Annotated in this window: 27 protein-coding genes and 1 riboswitch; of the genes, 8 read left to right on the forward strand and 19 right to left on the reverse strand. The window is 42.1% G+C overall.

Features of this window, described 5'->3' with window-relative positions; all coding sequences use genetic code 11:
* Positions 1 to 457: 457 nt before the first annotated feature.
* From RB160_RS02495 to RB160_RS02520, 6 genes are all read right to left on the reverse strand, one after another.
* Entirely contained in the window at positions 458 to 1,531 is a 1,074-nt protein-coding gene (locus RB160_RS02495) for an iron-containing alcohol dehydrogenase family protein (RefSeq protein WP_316568618.1), read from the reverse strand.
* Between the two features lie 113 nt (positions 1,532 to 1,644).
* Positions 1,645 to 2,484 carry a MetQ/NlpA family ABC transporter substrate-binding protein gene (locus tag RB160_RS02500; RefSeq protein WP_316568619.1) on the reverse strand — a complete coding sequence of 280 codons (840 nt, stop codon included), beginning with the start codon at positions 2,482 to 2,484 and terminating at the stop codon, positions 1,645 to 1,647.
* A 61-nt stretch (positions 2,485 to 2,545) separates the two neighbouring features.
* Positions 2,546 to 3,208, reverse strand: a complete 663-nt coding sequence (locus RB160_RS02505) for a methionine ABC transporter permease (protein ID WP_316568620.1) — start codon at positions 3,206 to 3,208, stop codon at positions 2,546 to 2,548.
* Positions 3,201 to 4,211: a methionine ABC transporter ATP-binding protein gene (locus tag RB160_RS02510; protein ID WP_316568621.1), complete on the reverse strand. Its 1,011-nt coding sequence runs from the start codon at positions 4,209 to 4,211 to the stop codon at positions 3,201 to 3,203. Before RB160_RS02510 ends, RB160_RS02505 begins: the two co-directional genes overlap by 8 nt.
* Positions 4,212 to 4,305: 94 nt before the next feature.
* Positions 4,306 to 4,411, reverse strand: a riboswitch (SAM riboswitch).
* A gap of 263 nt (positions 4,412 to 4,674) precedes the next feature.
* Positions 4,675 to 5,871, reverse strand: a complete 1,197-nt coding sequence (locus RB160_RS02515) for a PqqD family peptide modification chaperone (RefSeq protein ID WP_316568622.1) — start codon at positions 5,869 to 5,871, stop codon at positions 4,675 to 4,677.
* Positions 5,868 to 7,001 (reverse strand): ThiF family adenylyltransferase, encoded by a 1,134-nt coding sequence (locus RB160_RS02520; RefSeq protein ID WP_316568623.1) that lies wholly within the window; start codon positions 6,999 to 7,001, stop codon positions 5,868 to 5,870. The genes RB160_RS02515 and RB160_RS02520 overlap by 4 nt, the downstream gene beginning before the upstream one ends.
* Before the next feature lie 623 nt (positions 7,002 to 7,624).
* Between RB160_RS02520 and RB160_RS02525 the strand changes: the two genes are divergently transcribed.
* From RB160_RS02525 to RB160_RS02535, 3 genes are all read left to right on the forward strand, one after another.
* Positions 7,625 to 8,092 carry a hypothetical protein gene (locus RB160_RS02525; protein WP_316568624.1) on the forward strand — a complete coding sequence of 156 codons (468 nt, stop codon included), beginning with the start codon at positions 7,625 to 7,627 and terminating at the stop codon, positions 8,090 to 8,092.
* A 68-nt stretch (positions 8,093 to 8,160) separates the two neighbouring features.
* Complete coding sequence (locus tag RB160_RS02530) at positions 8,161 to 9,078, forward strand: DUF3885 domain-containing protein (protein ID WP_316568625.1); 918 nt, start codon at positions 8,161 to 8,163, stop codon at positions 9,076 to 9,078.
* Between the two features lie 98 nt (positions 9,079 to 9,176).
* Positions 9,177 to 10,118, forward strand: coding sequence for a hypothetical protein (locus RB160_RS02535; RefSeq protein ID WP_316568626.1), 942 nt, complete (start codon positions 9,177 to 9,179; stop codon positions 10,116 to 10,118).
* Between the two features lie 74 nt (positions 10,119 to 10,192).
* Here the strand turns inward: RB160_RS02535 and RB160_RS02540 are convergent, their stop codons facing one another.
* Positions 10,193 to 10,726 carry a helix-turn-helix domain-containing protein gene (locus RB160_RS02540; protein WP_316568627.1) on the reverse strand — a complete coding sequence of 178 codons (534 nt, stop codon included), beginning with the start codon at positions 10,724 to 10,726 and terminating at the stop codon, positions 10,193 to 10,195.
* Positions 10,727 to 10,916: 190 nt separating this feature from the next.
* Here RB160_RS02540 and RB160_RS02545 point away from each other — a divergent pair, with 190 nt between their 5' ends.
* The 3 genes from RB160_RS02545 to RB160_RS02555 all read left to right on the forward strand — a co-directional run bounded on the left by RB160_RS02545 (position 10,917) and on the right by RB160_RS02555 (position 12,896).
* Positions 10,917 to 11,564 carry an alpha/beta hydrolase gene (locus RB160_RS02545; RefSeq protein ID WP_316568628.1) on the forward strand — a complete coding sequence of 216 codons (648 nt, stop codon included), beginning with the start codon at positions 10,917 to 10,919 and terminating at the stop codon, positions 11,562 to 11,564.
* Between the two features lie 35 nt (positions 11,565 to 11,599).
* A complete protein-coding gene (locus RB160_RS02550; protein ID WP_316568629.1) occupies positions 11,600 to 12,382 on the forward strand; it encodes a DODA-type extradiol aromatic ring-opening family dioxygenase in 783 nt (260 codons plus the stop codon).
* A 109-nt stretch (positions 12,383 to 12,491) separates the two neighbouring features.
* Complete coding sequence (locus RB160_RS02555; RefSeq protein ID WP_316568630.1) at positions 12,492 to 12,896, forward strand: DoxX family protein; 405 nt, start codon at positions 12,492 to 12,494, stop codon at positions 12,894 to 12,896.
* Positions 12,897 to 12,999: 103 nt separating this feature from the next.
* Here the strand turns inward: RB160_RS02555 and RB160_RS02560 are convergent, their stop codons facing one another.
* Entirely contained in the window at positions 13,000 to 13,704 is a 705-nt protein-coding gene (locus tag RB160_RS02560) for a hypothetical protein (RefSeq protein WP_316568631.1), read from the reverse strand.
* Positions 13,705 to 14,515: 811 nt separating this feature from the next.
* Between RB160_RS02560 and RB160_RS02565 the strand changes: the two genes are divergently transcribed.
* Positions 14,516 to 15,151, forward strand: a complete 636-nt coding sequence (locus RB160_RS02565) for a hypothetical protein (RefSeq protein WP_316568632.1) — start codon at positions 14,516 to 14,518, stop codon at positions 15,149 to 15,151.
* A 330-nt stretch (positions 15,152 to 15,481) separates the two neighbouring features.
* Here the strand turns inward: RB160_RS02565 and RB160_RS02570 are convergent, their stop codons facing one another.
* The 8 genes from RB160_RS02570 to RB160_RS02605 form a co-directional block, all read right to left on the reverse strand.
* A complete protein-coding gene (locus RB160_RS02570) occupies positions 15,482 to 16,897 on the reverse strand; it encodes a LysM peptidoglycan-binding domain-containing protein (RefSeq protein WP_316568633.1) in 1,416 nt (471 codons plus the stop codon).
* A 182-nt stretch (positions 16,898 to 17,079) separates the two neighbouring features.
* The gene (mnhG, locus tag RB160_RS02575; RefSeq protein WP_316568634.1) at positions 17,080 to 17,439 is read right to left on the reverse strand and encodes a monovalent cation/H(+) antiporter subunit G; all 360 of its coding nucleotides are present in this window, start codon (positions 17,437 to 17,439) and stop codon (positions 17,080 to 17,082) included.
* The gene (locus RB160_RS02580) at positions 17,417 to 17,701 is read right to left on the reverse strand and encodes a Na(+)/H(+) antiporter subunit F1 (RefSeq protein WP_316568635.1); all 285 of its coding nucleotides are present in this window, start codon (positions 17,699 to 17,701) and stop codon (positions 17,417 to 17,419) included. The genes mnhG and RB160_RS02580 overlap by 23 nt, the downstream gene beginning before the upstream one ends.
* Entirely contained in the window at positions 17,689 to 18,171 is a 483-nt protein-coding gene (locus tag RB160_RS02585) for a Na+/H+ antiporter subunit E (RefSeq protein WP_316569049.1), read from the reverse strand. Before RB160_RS02585 ends, RB160_RS02580 begins: the two co-directional genes overlap by 13 nt.
* Before the next feature lie 59 nt (positions 18,172 to 18,230).
* Positions 18,231 to 19,715, reverse strand: coding sequence for a Na+/H+ antiporter subunit D (locus RB160_RS02590; RefSeq protein WP_316568636.1), 1,485 nt, complete (start codon positions 19,713 to 19,715; stop codon positions 18,231 to 18,233).
* Positions 19,708 to 20,046 (reverse strand): Na(+)/H(+) antiporter subunit C, encoded by a 339-nt coding sequence (locus RB160_RS02595; RefSeq protein WP_316568637.1) that lies wholly within the window; start codon positions 20,044 to 20,046, stop codon positions 19,708 to 19,710. Before RB160_RS02595 ends, RB160_RS02590 begins: the two co-directional genes overlap by 8 nt.
* Before the next feature lie 2 nt (positions 20,047 to 20,048).
* Entirely contained in the window at positions 20,049 to 20,474 is a 426-nt protein-coding gene (locus RB160_RS02600; protein ID WP_316568638.1) for a Na(+)/H(+) antiporter subunit B, read from the reverse strand.
* On the reverse strand, positions 20,458 to 22,866 hold the full coding sequence (locus RB160_RS02605; RefSeq protein ID WP_396954662.1) for a Na+/H+ antiporter subunit A: 2,409 nt from the start codon (positions 22,864 to 22,866) through the stop codon (positions 20,458 to 20,460). The genes RB160_RS02600 and RB160_RS02605 overlap by 17 nt, the downstream gene beginning before the upstream one ends.
* A 185-nt stretch (positions 22,867 to 23,051) precedes the next feature.
* Between RB160_RS02605 and RB160_RS02610 the strand changes: the two genes are divergently transcribed.
* Positions 23,052 to 23,741 (forward strand): universal stress protein, encoded by a 690-nt coding sequence (locus RB160_RS02610; RefSeq protein ID WP_316568640.1) that lies wholly within the window; start codon positions 23,052 to 23,054, stop codon positions 23,739 to 23,741.
* A gap of 129 nt (positions 23,742 to 23,870) precedes the next feature.
* Here the strand turns inward: RB160_RS02610 and RB160_RS02615 are convergent, their stop codons facing one another.
* The 3 genes from RB160_RS02615 to RB160_RS02625 form a co-directional block, all read right to left on the reverse strand.
* The gene (locus RB160_RS02615; RefSeq protein WP_316568641.1) at positions 23,871 to 24,434 is read right to left on the reverse strand and encodes a site-specific integrase; all 564 of its coding nucleotides are present in this window, start codon (positions 24,432 to 24,434) and stop codon (positions 23,871 to 23,873) included.
* Between the two features lie 88 nt (positions 24,435 to 24,522).
* On the reverse strand, positions 24,523 to 24,837 hold the full coding sequence (locus tag RB160_RS02620) for a hypothetical protein (protein ID WP_316568642.1): 315 nt from the start codon (positions 24,835 to 24,837) through the stop codon (positions 24,523 to 24,525).
* Positions 24,838 to 25,145: 308 nt separating this feature from the next.
* Complete coding sequence (locus RB160_RS02625) at positions 25,146 to 25,499, reverse strand: hypothetical protein (protein ID WP_316568643.1); 354 nt, start codon at positions 25,497 to 25,499, stop codon at positions 25,146 to 25,148.
* Positions 25,500 to 25,623: the final 124 nt, after the last annotated feature.

Below are 25,623 nucleotides of genomic sequence, written 5' to 3' on the forward strand. Positions count from 1 at the left end.
ATCATGCATTTAGTCTCCCTAAAATAATATTCTGTTTATTATAGCTTAAACTTTTTGAATTTTGAAACATTAACTATATCACGTAGATTTTTAAAAGCTGTTCATATGAAAACTTTTCCAAAATAACTTCCTCTTGGGAAGCATGAGGAGGTTTAGATAGCATTTGCCTATTTGTATTCTTTTTTTGGTTAGGGCCATGTAAATCTGTTCTATCTGACGACTGGATAACACATATAGAGATACAGTTCAATAATCCAGCCGAGACTTAAAACAGGAAAAAGACGTGTGCCGAAACACACGTCTTTACACTTTTTTTATTGCATGCATTCCACAAGTTTTAGACAGAAGCTATTCCATTGGACATTGGGCCTTTCGTGGAATAGCTTTTTTCCTTTTTTAATTGGGCACATGTTTCCATTTTGAAGAGCACCCCCATAATCAGAAGGTGCTCAAATGGTTATTCTCCTACCATCAATTCAAGCTCCAGTATTGAGCTCACCAAGATTTCTGGAGTTAAAGGAATATCTAGCAGATGGATCGATTCGTTTGAAACAAGTGCATTGGCTGCAATGACTTCGGCGGCACTTTCGGTGGAAAGGATGCCAAGGTTTTTCAGGCTGTATGGCAAGCCGGTTTTTTTATAAAAGGGGAGCAACTCTAAAACTTCTACTTTCCTGCCTTCAAGCATTAGCTGGACGAGGATTCCGTAAGCTACTTTATCCCCGTGAAGGTGCTGATGGGATTCCGGCAAATGGGTGAGTGCGTTATGGATGGAATGGGCTCCGGCAATCCTTCCGAACCGGTCGCCAAAACCTCCAACCATTCCACCTGCCATGATGATCGTTTCACAGACCTTTACAAGTTCAGGGGTGATCGTTGCCGTTTCGGCGGCATCAAGTGCCTGCTGACCGAAAGCAAGTAAATTTGTTTTGCATAGAAGGGCTGCTTCTCTCGCAATTTGCATCGGTACAGTCCAATTTTCAACTTGCCTGAGCAATGCGTCCGCTTCATACCATTTTGCAAGCGTATCCCCGATTCCGGCACGAAGATAAGCGGGAGGGGAGGCGGCCAGAATTGCCGGCTCGACAAGAACGGCAAGGGCGCTTCCTTTGAAAATGGAATAGTAAAGGAATCGGCCATCATTGTCATAAATCACGCTTAGCGGTGTCCAGGCTGCACACGTTGCCGCAAGAGTTGGAATCAATATGAATGGAACAGAAATAAGGTCACCGGCCGCTTTTGCAAGATCAAGTACCTTCCCGCCGCCAATTGCGATGATTGCATCATGGCCTTCATTTTGAATGAGCCTGCCAATCCGTTCGATTTCTTCAATAGAACATTCCCCGGAATACGTTTCATGCCGTGCATTGATTCCTTTTGGAAAAAAAGATTTTGCCGCGTTCCAAGAGTTTTTCCCTGTCAGCAAAAGAGGGTTCCTTAGTCCATGGTTGGCAAGGATATCGGGGAGGGTATTTAGAATCCCAGCCTCACACGCATAATAATTTGGCGCGCCGCGGACTTCAATCTTCATAGTACACATCTCCTTATAAATGAAGCCAGCACATAAGCGGTGCTGGCTTCTTGTTATTTTTTAAAAAGATTTTTGCTAAACTTCCCACGAGGCGGGTACGCTGTTATAGTATCTTATCGGTTTTTCATCCATTCAGGCTTGCCGAACCCTTGGAAGTCGCTGTCGATTGTCTTTTCGAATTCTTCTGATTCAACTGCGGCCTTCAGGTCTTTTGCCAGCTGGGAATCAAGGTCTTTCGTATTGACAACGACGCGGTTGCGGTAGTCATCCGGCATATCTTCCAGCTGAAGCGCGTCGAGCAGGTTCATTTTTGCGGCAAGGGCGAAGTTGCCTGGTACGAGGGCAAGGTCTACACTTTCAACAGAGCGCGGAAGCTGGGCTGCCTCGATCGGAGTGAACTTAAGCTTCTTTGGGTTATCTTTAACATTCTTTTCTGACGCTGTTAGTGGATCGATTGAAGAGTCAATTGTAATCAGATTGGCGTCTTCAAGCACACCCAGCGCGCGCGCAAGGTTTGTCGGGTCGTTTGGAAGGGAAACCGTACTACCTTCCGCGATTTCATCGACTGATTTGAATTTAGTAGAGAAAATTCCCATTGGGGCAGTCGGAACGATGACAAGTTCAGATAGCTCCAGGTTGTTTTGTTTCGCGAAGTTTTCCATATAGATTTTGTGCTGGAACAGGTTTGCATCGATATCGCCATTGCCAAGGGCAAGGTTTGGCTGGACGTAATCGCTGAATTCAACAACTTCAACTTTGTAGCCATTCTTTTCAAGAACAGGTTTGATCGCTTTTGTCACCATATCGCTGTATGGGCCAGCTGTAGCGCCAATTTTAATGTCCTTCTTTTCCGCTTTTTCCCCGTCTTTGGAGGAAGACTGATCGGAGCTGCCACATGCAGCCAGGACACCGAGGCTTAGTACGAGAATAAGAGCAAACAAAACTTTTTTCATTTCGAAATCTCCTTTGATGGTTTAATTTATTTTGAAAAGCAATCCGCTTTTGCAAACTTGGTTAACGCTTGTCGACTTTCTTGCTGATCGCATCGCCGGTTAGCTGGATAATTTGGACGAGGCAAATCAAGACTACGATCGTTACAAGCATGACGGTGTTATCGTAGCGGTAATAGCCAAAGCGGATGGCAAGGTCCCCAATCCCACCGCCGCCGACAATCCCGGCCATCGCAGAAAAGCCGATCAAGGAAATGGTTGTCAGTGTGACGCCTTGGATAATCCCAGGCCGAGCCTCTGGGAGGAGGACATCCTTGATAGTCATCCACGGAGTCGCGCCAACCGCGACAGCCGCCTCAATAATACCTTTATCAATTTCCCTCAGGGAGGTTTCTACCAATCTCGCAAAAAACGGAATGGCGGCAACCGAAAGGGAGACACTGGCGGCAATTGGCCCGATCGTTGTGCCGGTAATCAATTTGGTTAGCGGCAAAAGGCCGACAAGCAAAATAATGAACGGAATCGAACGGATCATATTGACCAGAAAGCCAAGAATCGATTTAATCGGCCTGTTTTCAAGAAATAATCCTTTGTCCGAGACAAACAGCAGCACCCCGAGTGGCAGGCCGACGACAAGCGCAACGCCAAGAGAAATGAGGACCATTTGGATTGTCTGGAAAAATGCCTTATTCAGGTCAGGGAGCATTAGTTGGATTGTCTCAACCATGTGCAATCACCTCCACGTTATTGGTCCTGTCAATGAGATAGGAAATGGCTTTATCAATTTCTGTTTTTTCACCTGTCAGTTCCATTATGAAAATCCCTAGGGGAACCGATTGAATATACTCGATTTTTCCATGAAGGATATTGCCTTTCACCCTGAATTGCTGAAGTACATCCGATACAATCGCTTCCTCGGCCGCGCCGCCCTTGAAGGTGATTTTTACTACAGTACCCTCACGCCTTGCCAAAAGATGTTCCGGCAACTCAAAATGAAGGACGCTGTTGATGAATGCCTTTGTCAGCGGCTGTCTTGGATTCGCGAAAACTTCGTAAACCTGGCCTTCTTCAATGATTTTTCCGTCCTGCATAACGGCAATCCGGTCACAGATTTCCTTTACAACATCCATTTCATGAGTGATCAGGACAATGGTAAGGCCAAGCTCCCGGTTGATTTTTTTCAAAAGAGAAAGGATGGACTTCGTTGTGCTCGGGTCCAGCGCGGACGTCGCTTCATCGCACAGAAGGACATTCGGGTCGTTCGCGAGGGCCCTTGCAATTCCAACCCGCTGCTTTTGCCCGCCGCTCAGCTGGGCCGGATAGACATCCCGCTTATCGGTGAGACCGACAAGCTCGAGCAGCTCGGTTACCCGTTTATCAATTTGGGTTTTGTTCTTTCCAGCTGCTTTAAGCGCGAACGCAATATTCTCGAAAACCGTCTTTGAGGATACGAGATAAAAGTGCTGAAAAATCATCCCGATTTTCTGCCTAGCTTCACGCAGCTGCTTATCCGAAAGGGAGGTAAGTTTGACCCCATCGATGGTAATCTCGCCCGAGGTCGGTTTTTCCAGCAGGTTTAGGCAGCGGATCAATGAGCTTTTTCCTGCGCCGCTGTAACCGACGATCCCGAAGATTTCACCTTTTTTTATCTGAAGCGAAACATTGTCGACCCCTGTAACCGTTCCCTTTCTCGTTTTATATATTTTGACAACTTTATCGATTGCGATCATGGAAAGCCCCCCTGGTTCGTTCCGAAAACATTATTTTTCCATAACAAAAAGCCTCTTTCATTCAGAAAGAGGCATCGTAAACAATTTTGTTAACGACTTATCTTCCAGAATGAATCCATTCTGCAGGAAGTGGCACCGTACCCATACTTGGGGGTTGCCGGACGTCATAGGGCCTGTCCCTCGGTCTCTCTTGATAAGTGTTTATGTATGAAATTAACAATACTTATCTTAATCCTTGGAAAAAAGGGTGTCAACAACATATTTCCACACAATTTTCTTGTGAACGCTTACAATGTTGCTAATTAAGGAAATTATCGAAAAATATTTTTTAAAGGAGTTGAGTCAGTTTGACAATTTTGTTTGGAGGTAAGGAAATGAGCCAACGTGGTAGAGTGGAATTGATGGAATTGAAAAAAGAGTAAGCCACGGGATTGTTGCTTACTCTTTTAAAAAGGCGAAACTGTTATGCTTCAACTGTACGCCTTTCCGCTTTCCTTTCTTTCATGGAAGTCCGGAGGCCAAACAGCCATATGATTGCCTGCAGGGTGAAAACAGCTAAAACCAGAACACTATCCCAAAAATAAAAGCTTTCTATGCCGTAAAGTGTTATCGAATGATAAACCGTTGTAAGTCCATAGAGTATGGCCGGAGCTTGGAAATAGAAGAAAAGGGTAATGGCGATGATGCCTCCAATTCCATATAAAAATCCAAACCAGACAGCATTTTTTTTCTCATGTTCGGGTAGCTGTTCCCAGTCAGGCATTTCCTTTTTTAAAAATGTTTTTTGGAGATACATCAAGCTATTTTGGTGCAGGGCAGAGGTGTTTTTCCAATTGCTGACCACAAAATATAAGTCTGTCCGCAAAAAAATAATGAACTGAAACAGGAATGCAAAGAGCGTTAAAAAGACAATAAGCTTGGAATAAGCTATCAATAATTCATTCTTTGTGGTCAGCTGCACGGCCAGGCATATCAAAATGATTACAACATCCCACATCATGCCAGCTAGGAAGGGGATATATCGTTTGCTTCTTGGTTTTGCCCATAATCCAGACATATCCGTCTCTGCTACAAGCCATATCATCCGCAGATTCAAACGGATGAGGGAAGAAATGCCTTCCTTTGAAGCTGCAAGGAAATGGCCGAATTCATGGACAATGGTCAATATCCAAGCTGCCACGACGATATTGAACGTACTGATGCCTACTAGCTCATACACAAACAAATCTTTGAATTTAGGAAATAAGGGTGGGTGGATGACGAACAGGAACAATACCGCTAAACAGGAAATTCCATATAGAGCCACAAGGGCTTTGGAAAAAAAGAAACTTCCTAGTTTTTGAAACAGTGGGTGGGCTTCACGTTTGATTTCAGGTTTTAACGTTTCTCCATCTATGCTCAAAACCAACCCATATTCGAGCAATGTCATCACAAAGTCAATCACATCAACATCTTCATTATATTTCTCATTTGCAATTTCGCACACTTCTTCGATTGTATTCCTGCCATTCAACAGCTCGATAACATCCACCGCTACCTGGGGCACCTGTAAAAACTCCCCTGAAGAAGGATCGCCAATCGTGAATTCATCTTCAAAATCCTTTTGAATAGAAAGGTGCGAACAGTCTACTTTCGTTAATAGTGCGATTTCCTTATTCACTGCAAAGCTCCTTTTCCAAAGACAATCTGTTTTAGATGTTCAATGCTGGCCATTTCATTAAATTGGTTGGAACAAGTCGGGCAATCAGGATGTCTATCAGGTTTCTCGTTTTCGGATTGAAGTGTATTCATTAAAATGGTGTCTACTGTAATATTCGGTTTAAATAAAGGAGCCGCCCCTGTTATCAAGTTAACGATATCGGAAATAAATAGACCAATTAAGATTGATAAATTGGGAGCAAAACCTGTGTTTACCCCTGAAAAAGTTTTGCCATACCCTGACTCAAGGCGATACACCGTTTCATGGTCGCTCTCCAGGGAATAAAGTATTTTACAATCGTAGCAAGGCTCCTGATTCAATGGGTTAATTCGTTCCCACATGATCGATTGATTATTGATCCCGCCCCGATAGAAAGGGATTCCGAGCTTGACACACGCGGCATTTACCCATCGCGCGGAAATGATTGCTGGCTGGTCGAGCGCATTAATTACTGCATCCGCTCCATCTAAAATATCGAGCAAATCTTCATAACTGCCAACTTTCTGGTTATACATCTTAACCGAAATCTCCGGATTAATCTTCTTAATTTTTTCTTCCGCAACTTCGGATTTTAACCTGCCGATATCATCTTCATTGTAAAGGAATTGCCTATTCAGATTTGTCCGTTCAACTTTGTCGTAGTCCAACCCGACAATTTCGCCAACTCCCAATCCCGCCAGATACGCTGCCGCGAGGGATCCGCCGCCCAAACCCAATATTGCGATTTTCGCGTCCTTTAATTTGTCCTGAAAGGAGAACCTGCTCACATCCAGGTTTGCATAGCCTGAGAAGTAGTTTAGATTAGCCTGGTAACGATCCAATTCTGTTGGGGAATATGTCTTGGGGACAGAAGTATCTTCTATGTAATGAAGTTCGTTTAAAAAAATAATTGCATCTTCGATATCTTCAATAGGGAGGTTTAGATGATTCGCTATTTCACTTATCGAACGGGAGCCGTCGAGAAGCTCCAATAGTTCATAAATGTTACCGTCAGGATCATCTATCTCTGTAGCTGTGCCATGGTAGTTAATCTCAATAACTTGCCCCTTCCGAATAATGGGCCGCAAAGTTTTCTTGAACGCTGGACGCATTTTGTTCCCTCCTGGTTTAAAGGAAGAGAATGGCACCAATTAACAAGTACCATTCTCCTACGTTAAATGAATTCCGATCTTTTTGAAAAAACTTAGTGAAATTACCATAACTTTATCAATCCATCTTAGATGTTATTCTTTTTACAAATGGTATGGCCAAAATGTTGGAGTCAACTTTTCAGTTTTGCGGACTTTGATTTTCAAATTCATCACCTCCATGAGCTTTTAGTAGAATGTATTTGCTTACAGGTGGTATGGCCAGAAAGTTGGAGTCAATTTTTCTGTCTTTCTCACTTTAATCTTCATAAATATCCCCCCTTTATGGTTTAATAGCTACAAGAAATTAACATATTTTCTTATAGTAGGGTAAATATAACATTTAATATCAGATAATTCTAAATTTACACAATTCTGTCTTTTGGCTTTTCATAAAAGTTTCCCAACATAAAAAGCATGAAAAATATAGGTTTTTCAAATGCTCCTTATAAGAAATACTTCGAATTCTACAATTTACGACAAAACTTTCCCAACTTTTCAGGAAAAATCAAATTCCGTAAAAACGTATATCAAATACGATGCTATATTGGATGTTTTTATCGTCTAATTAAAAAGGGGGGGATGTTTTGAAATCTATCCTTATAGGATTATTGGTTTTTTCAATATTTTTCATGGCTGGCTGTATGAATGGCAACCAAGAAGACATGGTGATAGAGAATGAGTTTTTTAGAATGGGAGCATTTATTGAGGTTAATGGAAAAGAGTATGAACTTAAACGAGGGGGCTATAGGTGGGAAACCAGGTTGAAATCAGGGCAAATAAGGGTGGAAATGACAGATTACGCATCTCCCTTTCAAATGGCTTCAGGCATGGAGGCAATAAAATTAGAACCGAATCAACAAGTAAAGATCTTAATTGAAGGCAATCCTCAACTAGAGGTATATGAATGGACTGAAGGTGGTAGAGAGAATAAATACGAACTAACTCAAAATCAATTTCTTGCCCCTGTCGATAAAGGTGAATACATCTTTGAAGTTTTTTCAAAATGGAAGAACGGCGAGGCTTCGTATGCTTTTGTGGTGGAAATACAGTAAACTTTTAATGATGGCAAGATAGAGAATATACCTTTTTGGACGTACAATGGATTCAAAGGAGCTAATAAATGGAGCTGTTCGACAAGTTGATGAAAGAAGCAAAGTATTGGATTCGTTTTGAACTCGGACTTGATGAATTAAAAGGCAAGGATTACTTTAATGAAATCCATCATCGGGTATCCTCGATTTTTCATTCCCTTTTTTACGAGAAAGATACGATTCTACTAATCGCAACAGTTAATCAACACATTGATTACAGAGGATACGACCTGCCTGGAATCCATCGTTTCATGAAAAATACCAAGTTAGCAAAACGGTTGATAGTCGAAACCGTTCCTTATGAACATGATGAAGAGGATACAGAAAGAAAAACCACTCGATATAGTGTAAGGGTAGAAAAAGGGGACTTGCGTTTGGGATATCTTTTCCGAGCGATTGCCAATAAGGATTTCGGCATGAAGCCAACTATAAACGGAAATATTTATCTCCTTAATTTGACTAGGAAAACGTTGTTGCACATGTATGATGACCGCGGCTGTGATGTGTATAGTTCAGAGAAAGAGACACTGCTTCCTATTTATCATAAATTCAGGAAGTGGATTCTGGACTATAACCGGATACAAATTGACCATATATTCCAACAAGGATTATATGGTTACTATGAAACTTCCAAGGAATTGGAAAACAGACTTAAAACGAATAACCAGAAGGTAAAAGAAACAAAAATCAATTTATTTTTAGCAAATACATGTGAAATCACTCACCAGCTTGAAATTCCAAAAGAAGCTGCTGAAGAGTGTGTCAATGAAATGAGGCAAACAGGGTTTACAATTGAAGTTGATCAGGACGATTTTGGAAACATTGTGTTTAAGGCCATAAAAACCGAGGCCCTGGCACTGATTGATTATCAATCTGAACTTATATCATTGTACGCCAAGAAATATAAAGGTAAGTATAACGGCTGGTCAGCGAAAAGGGTTTTTTAATTAGTTTGGACTTCTGTCTGGACCGATTTAGGCATTCTGCCAGACCGGATATGGCCGGAGTTTGCTAATTTTTCCACAAAACAAGAGGTGAATGAAAGATGATTTACAAAATGAATCCCGCAGCTGATTTAAAAAATGAGTTTAATGGATATACCGTTGCGTCAGTTTCTTTGGGTCCAAGAGGGGAAATTTGCATCCTTGGGGTGAACGAAGTCCCCGAAAGGATCGATGGGATGTTCCCGCCCGTTCAAACAGAAACCATCCATCATTATAAAGTGATTATTATGGGAAAGGGTTACAAACAGGAGGTTGAACTTCCAAATCAAAGTTGGAATTACCATTTCATCCAATTAATTGACGAGAATCACATTCTCCTGGCATGTGCGCGGGCTGAATTATATGATAATGGCGATTATGACCTTAACGCGAAAGTTTTTGATATGGACGGGAACCTGATACGGGAGTTTTTGCTTGGGGATGGCATTCAGGATTTATATGTTACCAGTGTAAATAAAATCTGGACTTCTTATTTTGATGAGGGCGTTTTTGGGAATTATGGCTGGGATAAGCCAATTGGAGCGTACGGATTAAGGGCATGGGATTCCGAAGGCAAAGAAGTTTATACATATCCAAATGACGACCCGCATTTCATCAGTGACTGTTATGCGCTAAATGTTGCCGGGGAAGAGGATGTCTGGTTTTATTTTTACACGGAGTTCGAGCTTGGAAGATACCGCAATGGACAATTAGAGTATTTCCAGCCGGATGTTAGCGGTTCGGATGGCTTTATAGTTTATAAAGAGTATTTTTTGTTTAGAGGAGGTTATGATGACAGGGATCAATATACTCTTTATAAAATGGGGCATGGAAATCGTTTGATTAAGGTAACGACTCTTTCACTGGCCGATGAGACAGATAATTTGTTGACAACTTATCTTCTTAGCTGCCGTGGGCCTGAGATGTTATTTGTAAGTGATAACAAAGTGTATGTGTTACATCTTAAAGACCTATTGCGTGATAAAGGGTTGCTGTATGGGTGAACCTTCATGAAAATAACGGATGCCGGGTTTCTCAGTTTCTGAAAAGGGCCCGGCATCTTTTGTATTGCTTATATTTAATCCGAATCTTGTGTATAAACAGCAATTAGCACTTTAGCGACGTCATCGCCTATATTTTTTACATAATGAGGGACGCTTGCGCACCAGCTGAACGTATCGCCCTCTTCCATTATATAGGATTCTTCTCCTTGCTCGGCAAGAATTTTTCCCTTTAGCACCAGATGGCATTCTTCGCCCTCGTGTGCATTTTTTCCGCCGGTGGAAGCCCCTGACGGGAATTCGACGACTCGAATGCTTAATCCACCCCTTGACGCCAAATGTTCAACTTTCATATCGGACTCATTTGAAGTCATTACTTGCCGCTCATTTTTCCTTATGACCGTCATTTGTTTATCTTTTTCTAAAAGAAGGTATGGTAAAGGTACTTTTAAGAAGTTAGCAATCGTTTGTAATGTGTTTATTGATGGAGAAGTGTTATTGTTTTCAACATTGCTTATAAATCCTTTCGAAAGGCCTGTTCCTTCACATATTTGCGCGATCGTTATGTTCTTTCTCTTTCTAATGGACCGTATTTTGGAACCGATATCCATTCCTCTTCACCTCCCCAAAAAGTTTCTTAATAGTAAACTTAATTTCATATTAACAAAAAAATCGTTGACACGCCATATTTACCTTTGATATTGTATGAAAGAACAAAGATTCATATTAGTAAACTTTTTGAGCTCAAACATTTTACGATGAATTGTTTTTTGTGTTTAACATCATGTTATATACAAGGAGGTGTGGCTATTGGAAGCAGAAATGATTTATGAACTTCGCCGTCCAAGGAATGTTGTTCAAGGGGAAAAATATCCTGCATTATTTATTATGCATGGGATAGGAAGCAACGAACAAAACATGCTCTCTTTAGTAGATGGCTTGGAAGACCGCTTTTATATCTTTAGTGTGAGGGGCCATTTGCCTCATGGGCCCGGCTTTGCTTATTTTACGATAGAAGGATACGGCAAACCTCACCGGGATGTTTTTGACGAGGGAATCAGTAAGTTATCAGCCTTTATAAATTATGCAACTGAGAAATACCCGGTGGACTCTAACAAGGTATACTTGATGGGCTTTAGCCAGGGAGCGATTGTTTCAATGACATTGGCGCTAACCCTTGGAAGCAAAATCAAAGGTGCGGTCGCTCTTAGTGGTTATATTCCACAATTTGTTAAAGAAGAATACACGATAAACCCTAGCAAACAGTTATCTATGTTTATCTCGCATGGGGAATACGACAATGTCCTGCCATATGAGTGGGGACACGAAAATGTGGAATTTTTTACTCAGCTTGGAGTATCGGTCACGTTTAAATCGTATCCGGAGGGACACACAGTATCCTTGGAAAACTTACGAGATTTTCAATCCTGGCTTTTAAACGATTTATAAAAAGTACTACCTGAAAAAGATAGGAGGGATATGAAATGTTGCCATCATTCTTTATCGCTCACGGTTCTCCAATGCTGGCCATTGAGAATAACGATTATACACAATTTTTAAATCAATTAGGCAAGGAACTTCCCCGTCCAAAAGCAATTGTGCTGTTTTCCGCGCATTGGGAATCGAGGGTCCAACAGGTTAGCCGGGTGGACCAATATAGTACGATCTATGATTTCGGCGGTTTTGATCCATCGCTATATACAATCCAGTACCCTGCTCGTGGAAGCAACGAGATAGCAGGGGAGATAGAAGATCTGTTCACCCAGAATGGTATTTCTTATGAAAATGAAACAACTCGCGGCCTTGACCATGGGGCTTGGGTAGTCCTTCGCATGGTATATCCAAATGCGGATATTCCGGTTATCGCCATGTCTGTTAATCCGGCTCTAACACCAGAGGAGCAATATAAAATTGGAGCCGCATTATCCGTTTTACGGGAAAAGGATGTTTTGATTATCGGAAGCGGAGGCACCGTCCACAATCTTGGAGCATTAAAGTGGGCTGATAACGGAACGACTGACACTTGGGCACTTGAATTTGATGATTGGTTGGCAGTCAACCTTCAAAATTGGAATCTTCAATCTTTATTTAACTACAATACACTTGCTCCCAACGCGTCACTAGCTGTCCCGCCATACGGAAATGAGCATTTTATTCCAATCTTTTATGCAATGGGAGCAGCTGACAATCAGCCAAAGGCAACGTTGCTTCATCGCAGCTTTCGATATGGCAATCTAAGCCACAGTGTTTGGCAATTTGGTCAATAAGTGATTGTAACAGCTGTTTTTTGGAAAAAATAGAAGAAAGTTGACTCGCATATATCTCGAAGTAAGAAGGATTACATTAAAGATAAAACAAAATTTAGGAGTGGTACAAATGGAAAACAAACACGAAATCGGAGCACTTATTTTACGGGTAGTATTAGGGTTTTTATTCTTTTACCATGGGCTTGTAAAGTTCCAGGGGGGAATTGAAAATACTGTTGGCTGGTTCTCAAGCATTGGATTGCCAGGATTTTTGGCTTATGCAGTCGCATTGCTTGAACTAATCGGTGGGATTGCATTGGTTATTGGATTGGGGACTAGAATTGTGTCTGGTTTATTAGCAGTGTTATTAATCGGTGCAATTTTCAAAGTAAAACTTGCGGTTGGTTTACTGGGCAATGGCCAAATGGCTGGCTATGAATTGGATTTGGCTTTCCTGGCAATGGCGGTCGTTCTGGCAATTACGGGCAGCAAGTTATATTCTATAGACAGCCTTTTGAATAAAAAGGATAAATAAACTTAGTTAATAGCCAAATAACTACAAAAAGGGGGTCCGTGAAAACGGATCCCTTTCTGTATTATATTATAGGAAAGTTTTGCCGTAATATGGAAAGTGATTTCTAAACAGCATTAATTGTGGAGACGGATTTATTCTTTTTATAAAATACAATGCCAAGAGAAACATGAGCAACAAGGGTAGCCAAATAAAAAACCGGAATTAGAAAGAAGGGGAATGTAAAACCCAAAATATTCGATAAAAAGACTAATAGCATAATAGCTGCGGAGATCATGTACAATACACGGATAAACAAAGGAACAAACTTACGAGCCATAATGATAAAAAGCACTAATCCCATTCCCCACAGCAAATTAGCTGTATCAATTCTTGATTCTACTATTTGGAATACTGTCATTTGAATTTCTTTTAGCAATTCCTGTTGTTCGGCAGTAGCCTTTCCATACCGCTTCGCCATATCCAGTGTGGCTGTCCAATGAAGATTTCCAGCAGACATTGGAATAATAAATCCAATCCCGATTGCCCCCAAAAAGGTACTTTTGATTGGGTGTTCATTTTTGAATAGCCCTGCTAATGCAATAAAGAAAACTGATACAGAACCCCACAATAAAATTAGAGACAACCACCCCAACCTTAAACCTATCGGATTTTTTGAAGCAGAAATCATAAAGGCTAATTCGACTGGTGAATCCCCACTGGAACTTAATAATATACCTATGGATAAAAACAAAAGCAAGACAGGCAGAGGTAAAAGAAATATAAACTTTGAAAGAAAATGAAGCCACATTTTTTCATTGGTACCTTTCATCAAATTACCCCCAAAAATATTTTTTCTCTTTTCCACACTATGTTTGTAGAGAAAGTATTATGTTAATCAGGTATTCATTTTTTACTATTAAAACTGTCTCAATCAAACTAAATTACTTTTGGCGACATTGATTTTTGGAACCCTTTGAGGTTTATCATTTTTATTGGTATGATGGAGTGTTTGTATGAAAGAGGATTTATTAGAGGGTGGTGAAAATTGTGATTAATCCCAACCCCAAAATAAAAGATGCCAGGCTTCCTGAAAAGGGCCCGGCATCTTTTTGCTTTACTTAATGTTTATTTTCACAGAATTGAAGTTTGAGGAATTGCTAAGCGGGTTGTAGTTTTTCTCAATGTTCCCCGCTGCGTCTACTGCGAACCAGTTGATGACGGTCGTTTTATCAATATAAAGAGCTTCAGCCGGTTCGCGCGTTCCTGGAGGTAAATTACATCTCCTTTAGAACTTACTTCCGGCTTTTGCATAGCGATTGGTAGAATGGCAGATGAAATGAAAGGTAAATTGAGAAGGGCTGTACTAAAACAATATGGGTTCAGCCCTTTTTAATGCAGTGACAATCACGCGAAATAATAAGTTTTAAACACACTTGTTTCAAAAAATTCAAAGTAGTCAAAATGTTTATAGGATTAATTTTCCAACTGCTATATAATTTCTATGAAGGAGGGTTCTAACAATAGATAATAAGTACATTTTGAATAGAAGGACAAAAAATCAAAGAAATTTATTGAATTCGAAAATTAGTTCCAAATAAAAATGAAGAAGATCAAAAATTTAGGGTAAACGGGTGATTTTTTTGAGTATCGAAAGAAATGCAATTATCATTGTTTCTATCTTGTTTTCTTTATTGTTGGTAGCGAACGGGCTATTTCAACTATTTGCTCCAACCGCTGAAAATTCAATCATTAACCATCATGAAAACCCTTCTTTTTTCCAATGGTGGCATTTTATTTTAATTCCAACAGGAATGCTTGGGATAGCCATTTGTTCATTTATTACAAAATTTCCAATCTATAAAGATCGTTTTATTTTAAAAACGGTTAACATTTTGTCCATTATTGGCTTTTCTGTACTGATTGTTGATAACTATAAGCAAATGATTGTAGACCACACACTTGCGCATAATTTTATAAAATCCAGTCAATACACACAAGAGACTCTTCTGATCGCCTGGGACTCCTTAACCCAGTTAAGCCCGAGCGGGTTGCTGAGTATCGCTTTTATGTTTTTATGGGTATTGACAGTATCATTGTATACATTTAAGGAGTTTAAAAAAATATCTGCTTTAGGTATTTTATCAAGTGTATTTGGATTTGGTCTTGTTCTTTCAGCGGCCTTTGAAATAGATGCCATCAAAATGATCTGTGTGATTGGATCTATGCCGCTTATTCCAATTTATTATGTATTATTAGGCTTGAAAGTATTGAAATAGTAATGCGCTGGTAATGTGTATAGAACATAAGGGAAGCTGCATTAAAGAAATTGATTTTACTATAAATAAAGGAGGAGAACTCAATCTCGTTTTGGGACTTGGTCTATTATAGTAATCTCGATTTTGGCGTACGGATCGATAATTAATGAGTGACAAAAAAGCCCGCTACGGTGTTGAAAAAATTAAACGATGTGCAAAAGCAGAATCCTCCTAACATAAACAACACCGGCCCATGGTAGGCCACTTTTTTATAATGGTGGTCACTCTTTTACTTGAAAGGACCTCAAAATCCATAGGATTCTGGGTCCTTTTTCAAATGGCTCAAACGAATTAACTTCTTTTCCTCACCCTGAAATTTTCCCTGAGGACCGGCCAGTTTTGAGGCAGGGGCGGGCCGAGGACCCAATAGCTGACGCCTCTTAAGCCGTATTGTTTCACCAGATCATATTTTGCCTGCAGGCTTCGGGCGTCTTCGTACCAGACTTCATGCTGCTGGCCGGTTTCTTCCGTGTACCTGAAAAACGGGGCTTCGTATGTTTCGTTGTATTGAATAGCTACGCCGAAACGGGTGGCGAGTTCGACTGCGCTTTTCAAATTAACTGTTTTTGCATAAGTGCCCTGAACCCATGGGATTTTCCAGTCGCGGCCATAGAGCGGGACGCCCATCATGATTTTGCCTGGCGGGATGACAGTAACGGCATAATCAAGCACCTTCCGTACTTCGGTAACAGGGGCAATCGCCCAAGGACTTCCGCCGGACCAGCCCCATTCATAGGTCATGAGCACAACAAAGTCGGCAATTTCGCCATGGGCGGGGTAATCATGGGCTTCATAGAGCAAACCTTTCTGTGTCCCGCTTACCTTTGGGGCGAGGGCAGTTGACAGTGAATAGCCCTCTTGGTGGAGACGGGCGGCCGCTTTTCGTAAAAATGCGTTGTAATTCTCCCGGTCTTCAGGAAAGACGTATTCAAAATCGATATTCAGCCCACCGTACCCTTTTTCCCGCATGCGTGCGATGATGTTTGCCAAAAGGGTATCCTGTACAGCGGGATTGCGTAAAATTGCTGCAGCCCTGTCGGAGCTGAATGATCCGCTTACGGTATTCGTAATCGTAAGCAATGGAACTGTGTTTGTGGAAGTTGCGCCTTGCAGCACAAGGGTATCCTGCAGATTGGCGAGTGAGCCATCTTCGTTAACTCCATAAGAGAAAGGGGAGAGATAAGTAAACAGATTGCCGCGAGCGGTTACTTCGTTCCGACCCCGTTCGTCCATCCTTGTAACATAGGTATTCACTTCTTTGACAGGTTTGGCCTCAGCTGGAATTCTTAATATCTGCCCCGGATGAATGAGGGACGGGTTGGCAATGTTGCTCGCTTGTGAAATCTGGGTAACGGTTACGCCATACCGCTTGGCGATTGCCCAAAGCGTTTCACCGGTGCGGACTGTATGGCGGAAGTAGGGAATGTACAGCGTTTGGCCGACATAAATCAGGGAAGGGTTGGTGATATTGTTGAAGCTGGCCAAATCCTGTACCGCCACACTGTAACGCGCTGCAATTTGTGAGAGCGTATCGCCGCGCTGGACGACATATTCCTTATCCGATTCAGGAATCACAAGCGATTCCCCGACGACGAGAACATTAGGGTTCTTCAATTCATTAACGGTAACAATTTGGCTGACAGTGGTCCGGTACGTTTGTGCCAACCTCCAGAGGGAATCCCCCGGTTTTACCACATAAATCCTCACAGGCTCACCTCCAATATCTCTTTTCTATAAAGGTATGAAGCTCTTTATGATTTTATAAGAAAGAAGGAGATTCTTCGAAACCGTTCATGTTTTAAAAGAAAAAAGGCCCTTCAGGATTTTAAACGAAAATCCGAAGGGCCTTATCAAAAACTTTTTTTTTTTTCAAAACATATCGATCCAAATCATTTCTCTTCAACCATCTCTACTTCGCGGAATCCACCCTCGTCTTTTGCCTCGGCCATCTTCACGTTCGTCAAATAGGAAGCCCTTGCGATCAGATGGGCTGAAACCGGTGCTGTCAAAAACACGAAAAATATACCAAGTATCAATCTAACGCTAAAATACCCTTTACTAAAGAGGAAGAACACAAGGGTGCCTACTAATGTAAATAAAACCCCTAGTGTAGAGCTTTTTGAGCCCGCATGCGAGCGTGTGTAAACGTCAGGAAGCCGGATTAATCCGATTGAACTCATGAAGCTGGCCAAAGAACCAGTTAAAATGAGAATAGCGGCAACCATTTCACTGAGGGCGCTTGGGTTCAATGGTTACACCTCTTTCCAGGAACCTCGCGAATGCAAGTGTTCCAATAAATGATAAAATCCCAATCAGTAGGATAACTTCAAAAAACGCGTGTGTCCTGAGTATGACAGAAACTACTGCAACTCCGGCGATTGATGTGACACCGATGGCATCCAGTGCTTGGATCCGGTCCGGTACGGATGGTCCAATGATTAGCCGATAGAAGAACGCAAGGAATGAAAGAGCCAGGAAGAATAAAGAAATCTTTAATATTAAATCGAACATTTCCGCGTCACCCTCTTGATCGAGTTTTCAAATCTTTTTTGTGATTTTAATATCGCCACATTTGAATCAGACGTATCCAGCACATGGACAAAAAACTTCTTTTTGTCATCCGAAACCTTGATTACGACAGAGCCGGGAGTTAACGTTAAAAGAAGCGCCAAAAGGGTCACCTCGATGTCACTTTCCAGGTCCGTTTCAAGCGTTAAGGTACCGGGGGTAATCGTCAATTTCGGCTTAAAAACGTGGCGGATAACCATATAACTGGAGGTAAATAACTCCTGAATAAATACAGCAGCCAATTTAATGATATTTAAAAGAGTAATGATATAAAAATTTTCCGGAAGGAAGCGGCGCATTAAAAACAGGACGATGATTCCAACGAAATAGCCGCTTATAAAGGTTAAGACGCTCCAATCATCCTGTAGTCCCGACCAAAGTATAGCGATAAAAAGATTGGTTAATACCTGCATAGGCACATCGACCACCCCTTTCTGCAAGAATGAAAGACTGGTTTTACATCCGATTCCACTTAGCTATTGCCAAGGACTGCTTCAATATAGAGGGAAGGATTCGTTAAACTTTGAACAGCCAGTTCAGTAAAGGTATAAATCCCTTCCGCACCGAGCCCAAGTGCAATAGTCAGAGCTGTAAGAACGGCGATTGGAAATAGCAATCCTTTCGTTTTCTTTTTTTCTATCTCTTGTTCTTCATCCAAATAGGATTCTCCCCAAAAGCCATTCATAAAGATTTTCATAACGGAATACAGGACCATTAAGCTTGTAAGAAGCCCGATAGCCCCAAGCCAAAAGTAGCCCGCTTCAAATGTACCTTCCGTAATATATACCTTACCGATAAACCCGCTGAGTGGCGGGATTCCCGCCAGTGACATAGCAGCTACAAAAAACATCCATCCTAAGTAAGGATACGTCCGGATTAATCCGCTGATATCCTTAAGCTTAGCTGTTCCAGTAATAGCGATAACCGTTCCGCCAATGAGGAAGAGAAGGGCTTTAATAATGATGTCATGGATCAGATAGTAAACCGCTCCTGTCAGTCCTTCAGCAGTGTTGGAAGCCAACCCTGCTAAAATAAATCCAACTCCGACAATTACGTTGTACGTCAGTATTTTTTTAATATCCCAATACGCAACAGCGCCGATAGCTCCTAGTACCATCGTTAAGGCTGCCATGATCCCTATAATGAGATGCGTGCCTGGGTCATGATAAAACACAAGAGTAAACATTCTTATAATCGAATAAATGCCTACCTTGGTCAAAAGCGCTGCAAAGATAGCCGCAATTGCTGTCGGAGGGGCACTGTACGAACCAGGAAGCCAAAAGAATAACAGCAAGCCGGCTTTTAAACAAAACACAATTAAAAATAGCAGTGAAATCGCTGTTAACAGCCCGTCCTGCCCGGCATCTGCCACCCGGACTGAAAGGTGGGCGTAATTCAAAGTGCCCAACGTCGCATACAAGTATGAAATCGCAACTAGAAAAAGGAGCGATGATGTAAGGTTTACGAGTACATATTTAATCGATTCCCTCAGTTGGATCCTAGTCCCACCGATTGATATAAGCACATAGGAGGAAATCAACATTACCTCAAAACAGACAAAGAGATTAAAAATATCCCCGGTAATAAATGATCCATTCACCCCTGTTAGCAGGAATAGAAACAGGGGGTAAAAGAAGTTTTTTTCACGTTCCATCCCGATTGAGCGGAAGGCGTAAATGAAACAGAACAGGGACACGATGCTTGCTGTCAAAAGAAGCAGGGCGGAGAACATATCCGCAGCCATGCTTACCCCAAAAGGGGCTTCCCAGCCGCCAAGGTGGAGAACCTGGATGCCGTTGGCCGTTATTTGGGAAATTAATACCGCTGATACTGCCCCGGTTCCCACAATCGCAAGAATCCCCAGCAGCCGCTGGGCAAAGATTCTTCTTCTAATAATGACCATAACCATCCCTGTAATTAACGGGATAATGATGGGCAGTATGAGTAAATTATTCATTTTCATTACCTCTCATTTGTTTCGTGTCATCCGTGCCAAGCACCTTGTATGCACGATAGCTCAGAACAAGGAAAAGGGCCGTCGTTCCGAAGTTAATGACAATCGCGGTTAAAATAAGCGCCTGGGGCAACGGATCCGTAAAGGTGTTCCCGCCATAATCCAGAAGGGGCGGGCCGCCAGTTTTCAAGCCTCCCATCGTAAGGATGAGCAGATTGACTCCATGGCTGAGAATGGAAGTTCCCAAAATAATTCTCAGTAAATTTTTCGATAACAGTAAATACGTTCCAATGGTAAAGAGGACGCCAACGAGGATAGACAGTATAGTTTCCATATTTATCGGTCCTCGCTTATCGTGATAATAATTGTCATGGCGGTGCCTATAACAGCTAAGGCTACCCCGAGGTCAAAAATCATCGCCGTTGCCAGCTCTGTTTTCCCAAAAATCGGGAGGTCGAAGTAACCGTAAGCCTGTTTAAGGAAAGGTGCACCAAAGAGCAGGCCGCCAACCCCTGTGAAAACGGCAATCAAGACGCCGATGGCCGCCATCGACTTAAAGTCAAAAGGCATGTTCGCCCGTACAGTTTCGATATCATAAGTCAGGAAAAGAAGCGTGATCGCGCAAGCAAGCGCAAGCCCGCCCACAAAACCGCCCCCTGGAAAATGGTGGCCGGAAAAGAAAAGGTTAATGGCAAAAGTGAGAATGATGACTACAGCAACTCTCGCCACACTTCGCAGGATGACGTCATTTTGTTCCTTCATTCTTCTCACTCCTATTTATTTCAAGTTTTATTAATGTAAAGACCCCTAGAGCCGCAATGGCAAGAACCGATATTTCCAACATTGTATCGATGCCCCTGAAATCAACCAGAATGGCGTTCACAATGTTTCGCGCTCCGGCTAACTCATAGGAATTTTTATAAAAGTCTGAGATAGGCTCAAACAGCCTGTTGCCATTGGCTGACAAGGCAAATAAGGTAACCGTAAGCCCGGCGCCTATAGAAATAACGAGATTTAATGGCTTAAATGGAATACGTCCGGTTCCTTTGAAAAACTTCGGCAAATGGAAGTAACATAGAAGGAACAAGGCAGTTGTCACCGTTTCAATGACCATTTGCGTCAAGGCTAAATCCGGAGCCCTGAAAATTACAAACAATAATGATACAAGATAGCCTAATCCCCCAAGGGCGAGAACAGCTGTCATACGTGATTTTGCAAAAAGAATTGTAAGAGCAGCGGCAAGCAGCGCTATGGCAAGCGCACCTTCAAAGAAGGTTATTGGCGCATTATTTGCCGAATCAAACGAAAGCCGATTAGAAACAAGGAGAGCACCACCAGCGAGCAGAATTAAAAATCCAAACGCATAGACGATGTAATCTCTAGTATAGCCAGTCATATACCGTTCAGTCAGATTGCGGGATGCCTCTTCGCCCCGCTCCAGCCCAAGATCGTAAAACGTATTCAGGGTTAAGGATTCCGGATAGCGCCTTAGCAATCCAACCCAATTTTTTCGAGACCGATAGAGGAATATCCCTAGCAAAACAACGCCGATTGTCATGGCCAATTCTAAATTAAAGCCATGCCAGGCACTGATTTCTTTTGCAAATACATTTTCCGGCAACCCCGGCAATACCGCATGGGCAGCAGGCTGCAGCAAGTATTCGGACAGGGTATTCGGAAAGAAGAAGATGGCTACAACTAGGACAGCCAGCACGATTGGCGGAATCAGCATCCCGAGCGGCGCTTCATGGGGCTTTTTATCCAATCTTTCAGGCTTATATTTGCCCCTAAACGTCTTAATGACTAGAACCAGGCAATAAACGAAAGTGAAAACACTGGCAACCCATGCGATTACCGGAAATAAGGCCCCAAGTGTGTCCATGTTAAAAATAGACATCCTCGATGCATCCAGCATTGCTGTAAAAAACATTTCCTTGCTTAAAAAGCCATTGAATGGAGGGAGGCCAGCCATTGCGAAAGCCCCAATTACTGCTAGGGTAAACGAGACAGGCATGATTTGCATCAAGCCGCCCAGCTTTCGGATATCACGTGTACCTGTTTCATGGTCAATAATTCCGACTACCATGAAAAGCGCACCTTTAAAGGTTGAATGGTTGATAAGGTGAAACACGGCTGCCAACACAGCTACAGCATAGACGGAAGATTCGCTGCCTCCTGTAAAATACAAAGCCGCAGATCCCACCCCAAACAGGCTCATAATAAGGCCCAATTGGCTTATGGTCGAGTACGCAAGAAGGGCTTTTAAATCTGTTTGTTTCACCGCGTTTAACGAGCCATAGAGCAATGTGATGAGACCAACCCCGGAAACGAGCCAGAACCATTCCGCCTCTCCGCCGAATACGGGCGTGAAGCGGGCAACTAAATAGATGCCGGCTTTGACCATGGTAGCTGAATGAAGGTAGGCGCTGATTGGTGTCGGAGCTTCCATTGCACCCGGCAGCCAAATACTGAACGGGAATTGGGCCGATTTTGTAAAAGCGCCAAGCAGAATCAAAATCATCGCCGGCACGAACAGGGAATGAGTGGTGATGTCCCCGACATTGGCGACCATTTCCCGAATGCTGTAGGTTCCGGTTATCATTGACAGCATGATGAAGCCAGCGAGCATCGAAAGGCCACCAAAAATCGTAATGAGCATCGATTTTTGCGCTCCATAACGAGAGCGTTCACGCTGGTACCAATAAGCAATTAACAAGAAGGAAGATATGCTTGTCAATTCCCAGAACACATAGAGAAGCAAAAGGTTGTCAGAGAAGACGACCCCGAGCATCGCGCCCATGAACAAAAGCAAGTATACATAGAAATTGTTTAGAGCTTCAGTGTGTTTGGACATATAATAAATAGAATAAAGGATGACTAGCGCGCCTATACCGGTAATCAGCAACCCGAAAATAAGGCCAAGTCCATCCACATAAAGGGTAAAGTTTAGATTTAGCGATGGCATCCAGGGAACAGATCGTAAGAGGTCCATACCATTGGAGATGCGTGGCAAAAATCGGAGCAGATACAAGAAGAGGACGACCGGAACAAGTAGAACAAACCATCCAGTGTGCACCCGCGGAGCAAAATATTTATATAATAACGGCACGAAAATGGCGAATAAAAAGGGAATTAAAACAATAAAGTGCAACATATGCAATTTAACCGCCTCCTATTAAAGAATTATCGGCAGTGACTACAGTAGTTTGCTGCCTATATGTATAAGATTCTTGGTTCAATGGGATTGACTAGCTTACTTGCATAAGATATAGTCATACAGAGCTACCCTAATATCAATATTTGTTAAGTACTTCACATCTATACCGAGGTGACATTATAATGGAAAAAATCAAGGGGCGCATGGACGAAAGCATCCTCGTCTGTGTCTACTACGGTCCGAATGGCGAACGGCTTATCAAGCGCGGCTGCAAAATTGCGAGTATGCTCGACTGTCCGCTTTACATTTTAACCGTAGACCCAAAGCCATACAGCGAAATGGATGCGGAAAAAGCTCACTATATCGCAAAGTGGAATAAAATTGCGGAAGCCCATGACGCAGTCTCGTTCATCCTAAAGGATAATGAGAAAAGACCTATTTCAAAGGTGATTGCACAAGTAGCCAGGGAAAAGCAGGTTACACAAATCATTCTTGGCCAGACCGCTCAAAGCAGATGGGAGCAAATTGCAAAAGGATCGATCATCAATTCACTATTGAGGGAGATTCCATTTGTCGATTTGCATATCATCTCGGTTCCCCGTTATTTAAAAGAAGCGGAAGGCCACTACGAAAAAGGTGTCCGCGCTTATCTTGTCAAAGACAATGAAAATTACCGGGTGATTTTTAAACATACAAAGGATGTTTTATACGAAGGCATCTTCTTTAAGGAATCAGGAACGGATTTCAATACTGGCGTTTTCAAGTTTATGAAAGACCAGCAGATGCTTCATGTCCAAGTAATAGACGATGCCGTTGCGGCTCTGGAAAACGTCGAAATGGAATTGGATATCCAGGACGATGTTGATGAATAGAATTTTTGGCCTCCGCGTATTTTGCGGGGGCTTTTTTTATTGTCTAGCAACTTTTCAAAAGGAACCTGGCGAAAGTCCTTGAATTGCCTTTTTTCTTGCAGTTGAGCTGCCGGGCTGGCATTGCCGTTATTATAGGTTTACATCAACCCTGATTAAAGAGTCGTCGTCTTTTTCGATTCCAATATATTTTAATGTCTCCTTAGGGCTATGGTGGTTAAAGACCGACATGAGGATCGAAATTGCGATCCCTTTCCGGTATGCGTGGTAGCCGAACGTTTTCCTAAGGGTATGCGTACCGATTTTTCCTGAGACTCCGACCTTTTTGGCGGCATGGTTGATAATCCGATAGGCTTGCTGCCTAGTGATAGGCAGATCATTCTTCTTGGATTTGAACAAATAATCATTCCCATCAAGCTGATTCCGTTGGAAATACAATGCCAGCTCATTACGTATGCTGTTGTTCAAATAAAAAGCCTGTGGCTTCTCGCCATCACTTTCATGAATCATCATGAATTCCTTTACCGACTCGCCGTCCCTAACATCTTTCACTTTAAGGGAAAGCAAGTCGCTGACCCTGATTCCGGTATTGATTCCAAATACAAAAAGCAATACATCCCGTTGTGAATTCGTTCTTAACTCATTCTTAATGGCATTGATTTGGCCAATGTCTTTTATTGGGTCAACGTACTCCACAAGTATTCCTCCCAATGTTACATAAAAGGATTTTATCATAAGTTAAGTTACATAACAAAACGATAAACGCAAAAAATGTCGATTTTTTTTAGGAAATGGGAGGGTCCTTTAAATACTTCCTGCTCAACACATGCAAGCTGATAAAAAGGGTAATGATTGAAATGAATTTGCTGCCAAGAATTAACCCGGCCGCATAGCTTTTATCAACGGGGACAAAGGGAAGGGCAATCCCAATGACAACGAGGGCAATCGCACTGAACAGGACAAAAAATGCGTTTGTATACGATTTGTTAATGATTAATAAACCGGTCCGGCTGCTTGTGGATACATAGATCGAAGCTATATATCCCAACGCAACGATGATTAAATAAACCAATAAGATGATACCGACAGTGATCGCCATAAAATCCCTCCTCGTATAAAAGTAGACTGGAAAAAAGCCAACATGAATGGGAATCGCGCCAAGTGTTTTTTGTTAGAACGTAGAAGAAGGGGAGTGTTGTTACTTGCTGATTTTAAAGATGGGGTTTCCAGAATCGTGAGAAAACATCTTCAAATGACCATCTAATGAAAAGGCGAACCTATTAGTACAACACAAAAACTTGATGTTACATAATCTTATTATATCACAGGATTAAGTAACATATTGAATTTTTGGCCAAAAAAAGGAACGGCGATTTGCCGTTCCTGGATTTTTGTTTTCTTTTATTATTATGGGGTAACTCCAACAAAGCTTCCGTTGATAAAGACATAGATATTAACTGTACCATCAGTATTTACAAATGGTACTCCTATCATCGTAACGTTTGGCGCAGGTTTTACTATTTCAATTTGATGGGCGCCATTCCAGCCGTAGCCTTTGGACCATAATTCCGCCTTCTTATCTTTGAAAGCATCACTACTTAATAACCCCGCTACTTCTTTATTCCGCTCGGCTCCTGAAATAGGTACCCAGGAATGGCAATCACAAGGTTCTTCTGCAGCCTTGACCGCATTTCCCGGTACAGCAAATACGCCAAAAGCAAGTGCTCCGCTAAATAAAACAGACAACAATTTTTTCTTCAAATTGACGCCTCCTTTTTTTTGATACAATTTCTATTTCTATGGATTACCGCAAAACCCTTCTTTTTTCGAGGAAAAAAGTGAAAAGAAAACCAGAATATGTCGGTTAGGTGAATTGCTCGAAAGT

The sequence above is a fragment of the Neobacillus sp. YIM B06451 genome, assembly GCF_032667185.1.
GTDB lineage: Bacteria > Bacillota > Bacilli > Bacillales > Cytobacillaceae > Bacillus_D.

Bases quoted from the DNA above. Each gene is read 5' to 3' on its own strand.
- RB160_RS02585 (WP_316569049.1), bottom strand. From the start codon at position 18,171: ATGCAGGTATTAACCAATCTTTTTATCGCTATACTTTGGTCGGGACTA.
- RB160_RS02605 (WP_396954662.1), bottom strand. From the start codon at position 22,866: ATGTTGCACTTTATTGTTTTAATTCCCTTTTTATTCGCCATTTTCGTG.
- RB160_RS02600 (WP_316568638.1), bottom strand. From the start codon at position 20,474: ATGAAGGAACAAAATGACGTCATCCTGCGAAGTGTGGCGAGAGTTGCT.
- RB160_RS02500 (WP_316568619.1), bottom strand. From the start codon at position 2,484: ATGAAAAAAGTTTTGTTTGCTCTTATTCTCGTACTAAGCCTCGGTGTC.
- RB160_RS02505 (WP_316568620.1), bottom strand. From the start codon at position 3,208: ATGGTTGAGACAATCCAACTAATGCTCCCTGACCTGAATAAGGCATTT.
- RB160_RS02580 (WP_316568635.1), bottom strand. From the start codon at position 17,701: ATGTTCGATTTAATATTAAAGATTTCTTTATTCTTCCTGGCTCTTTCA.
- RB160_RS02620 (WP_316568642.1), bottom strand. From the start codon at position 24,837: ATGGCGATCACTGTCGGTATCATCTTATTGGTTTATTTAATCATCGTT.
- RB160_RS02520 (WP_316568623.1), bottom strand. From the start codon at position 7,001: ATGCGTCCAGCGTTCAAGAAAACTTTGCGGCCCATTATTCGGAAGGGG.
- RB160_RS02560 (WP_316568631.1), bottom strand. From the start codon at position 13,704: ATGAAAGGTACCAATGAAAAAATGTGGCTTCATTTTCTTTCAAAGTTT.
- RB160_RS02530 (WP_316568625.1), top strand. From the start codon at position 8,161: ATGGAGCTGTTCGACAAGTTGATGAAAGAAGCAAAGTATTGGATTCGT.
- RB160_RS02495 (WP_316568618.1), bottom strand. From the start codon at position 1,531: ATGAAGATTGAAGTCCGCGGCGCGCCAAATTATTATGCGTGTGAGGCT.
- RB160_RS02535 (WP_316568626.1), top strand. From the start codon at position 9,177: ATGATTTACAAAATGAATCCCGCAGCTGATTTAAAAAATGAGTTTAAT.
- RB160_RS02590 (WP_316568636.1), bottom strand. From the start codon at position 19,715: ATGAATAATTTACTCATACTGCCCATCATTATCCCGTTAATTACAGGG.
- RB160_RS02595 (WP_316568637.1), bottom strand. From the start codon at position 20,046: ATGGAAACTATACTGTCTATCCTCGTTGGCGTCCTCTTTACCATTGGA.
- RB160_RS02540 (WP_316568627.1), bottom strand. From the start codon at position 10,726: ATGGATATCGGTTCCAAAATACGGTCCATTAGAAAGAGAAAGAACATA.
- RB160_RS02510 (WP_316568621.1), bottom strand. From the start codon at position 4,211: ATGATCGCAATCGATAAAGTTGTCAAAATATATAAAACGAGAAAGGGA.
- RB160_RS02550 (WP_316568629.1), top strand. From the start codon at position 11,600: ATGTTGCCATCATTCTTTATCGCTCACGGTTCTCCAATGCTGGCCATT.
- RB160_RS02610 (WP_316568640.1), top strand. From the start codon at position 23,052: ATGGAAAAAATCAAGGGGCGCATGGACGAAAGCATCCTCGTCTGTGTC.
- RB160_RS02555 (WP_316568630.1), top strand. From the start codon at position 12,492: ATGGAAAACAAACACGAAATCGGAGCACTTATTTTACGGGTAGTATTA.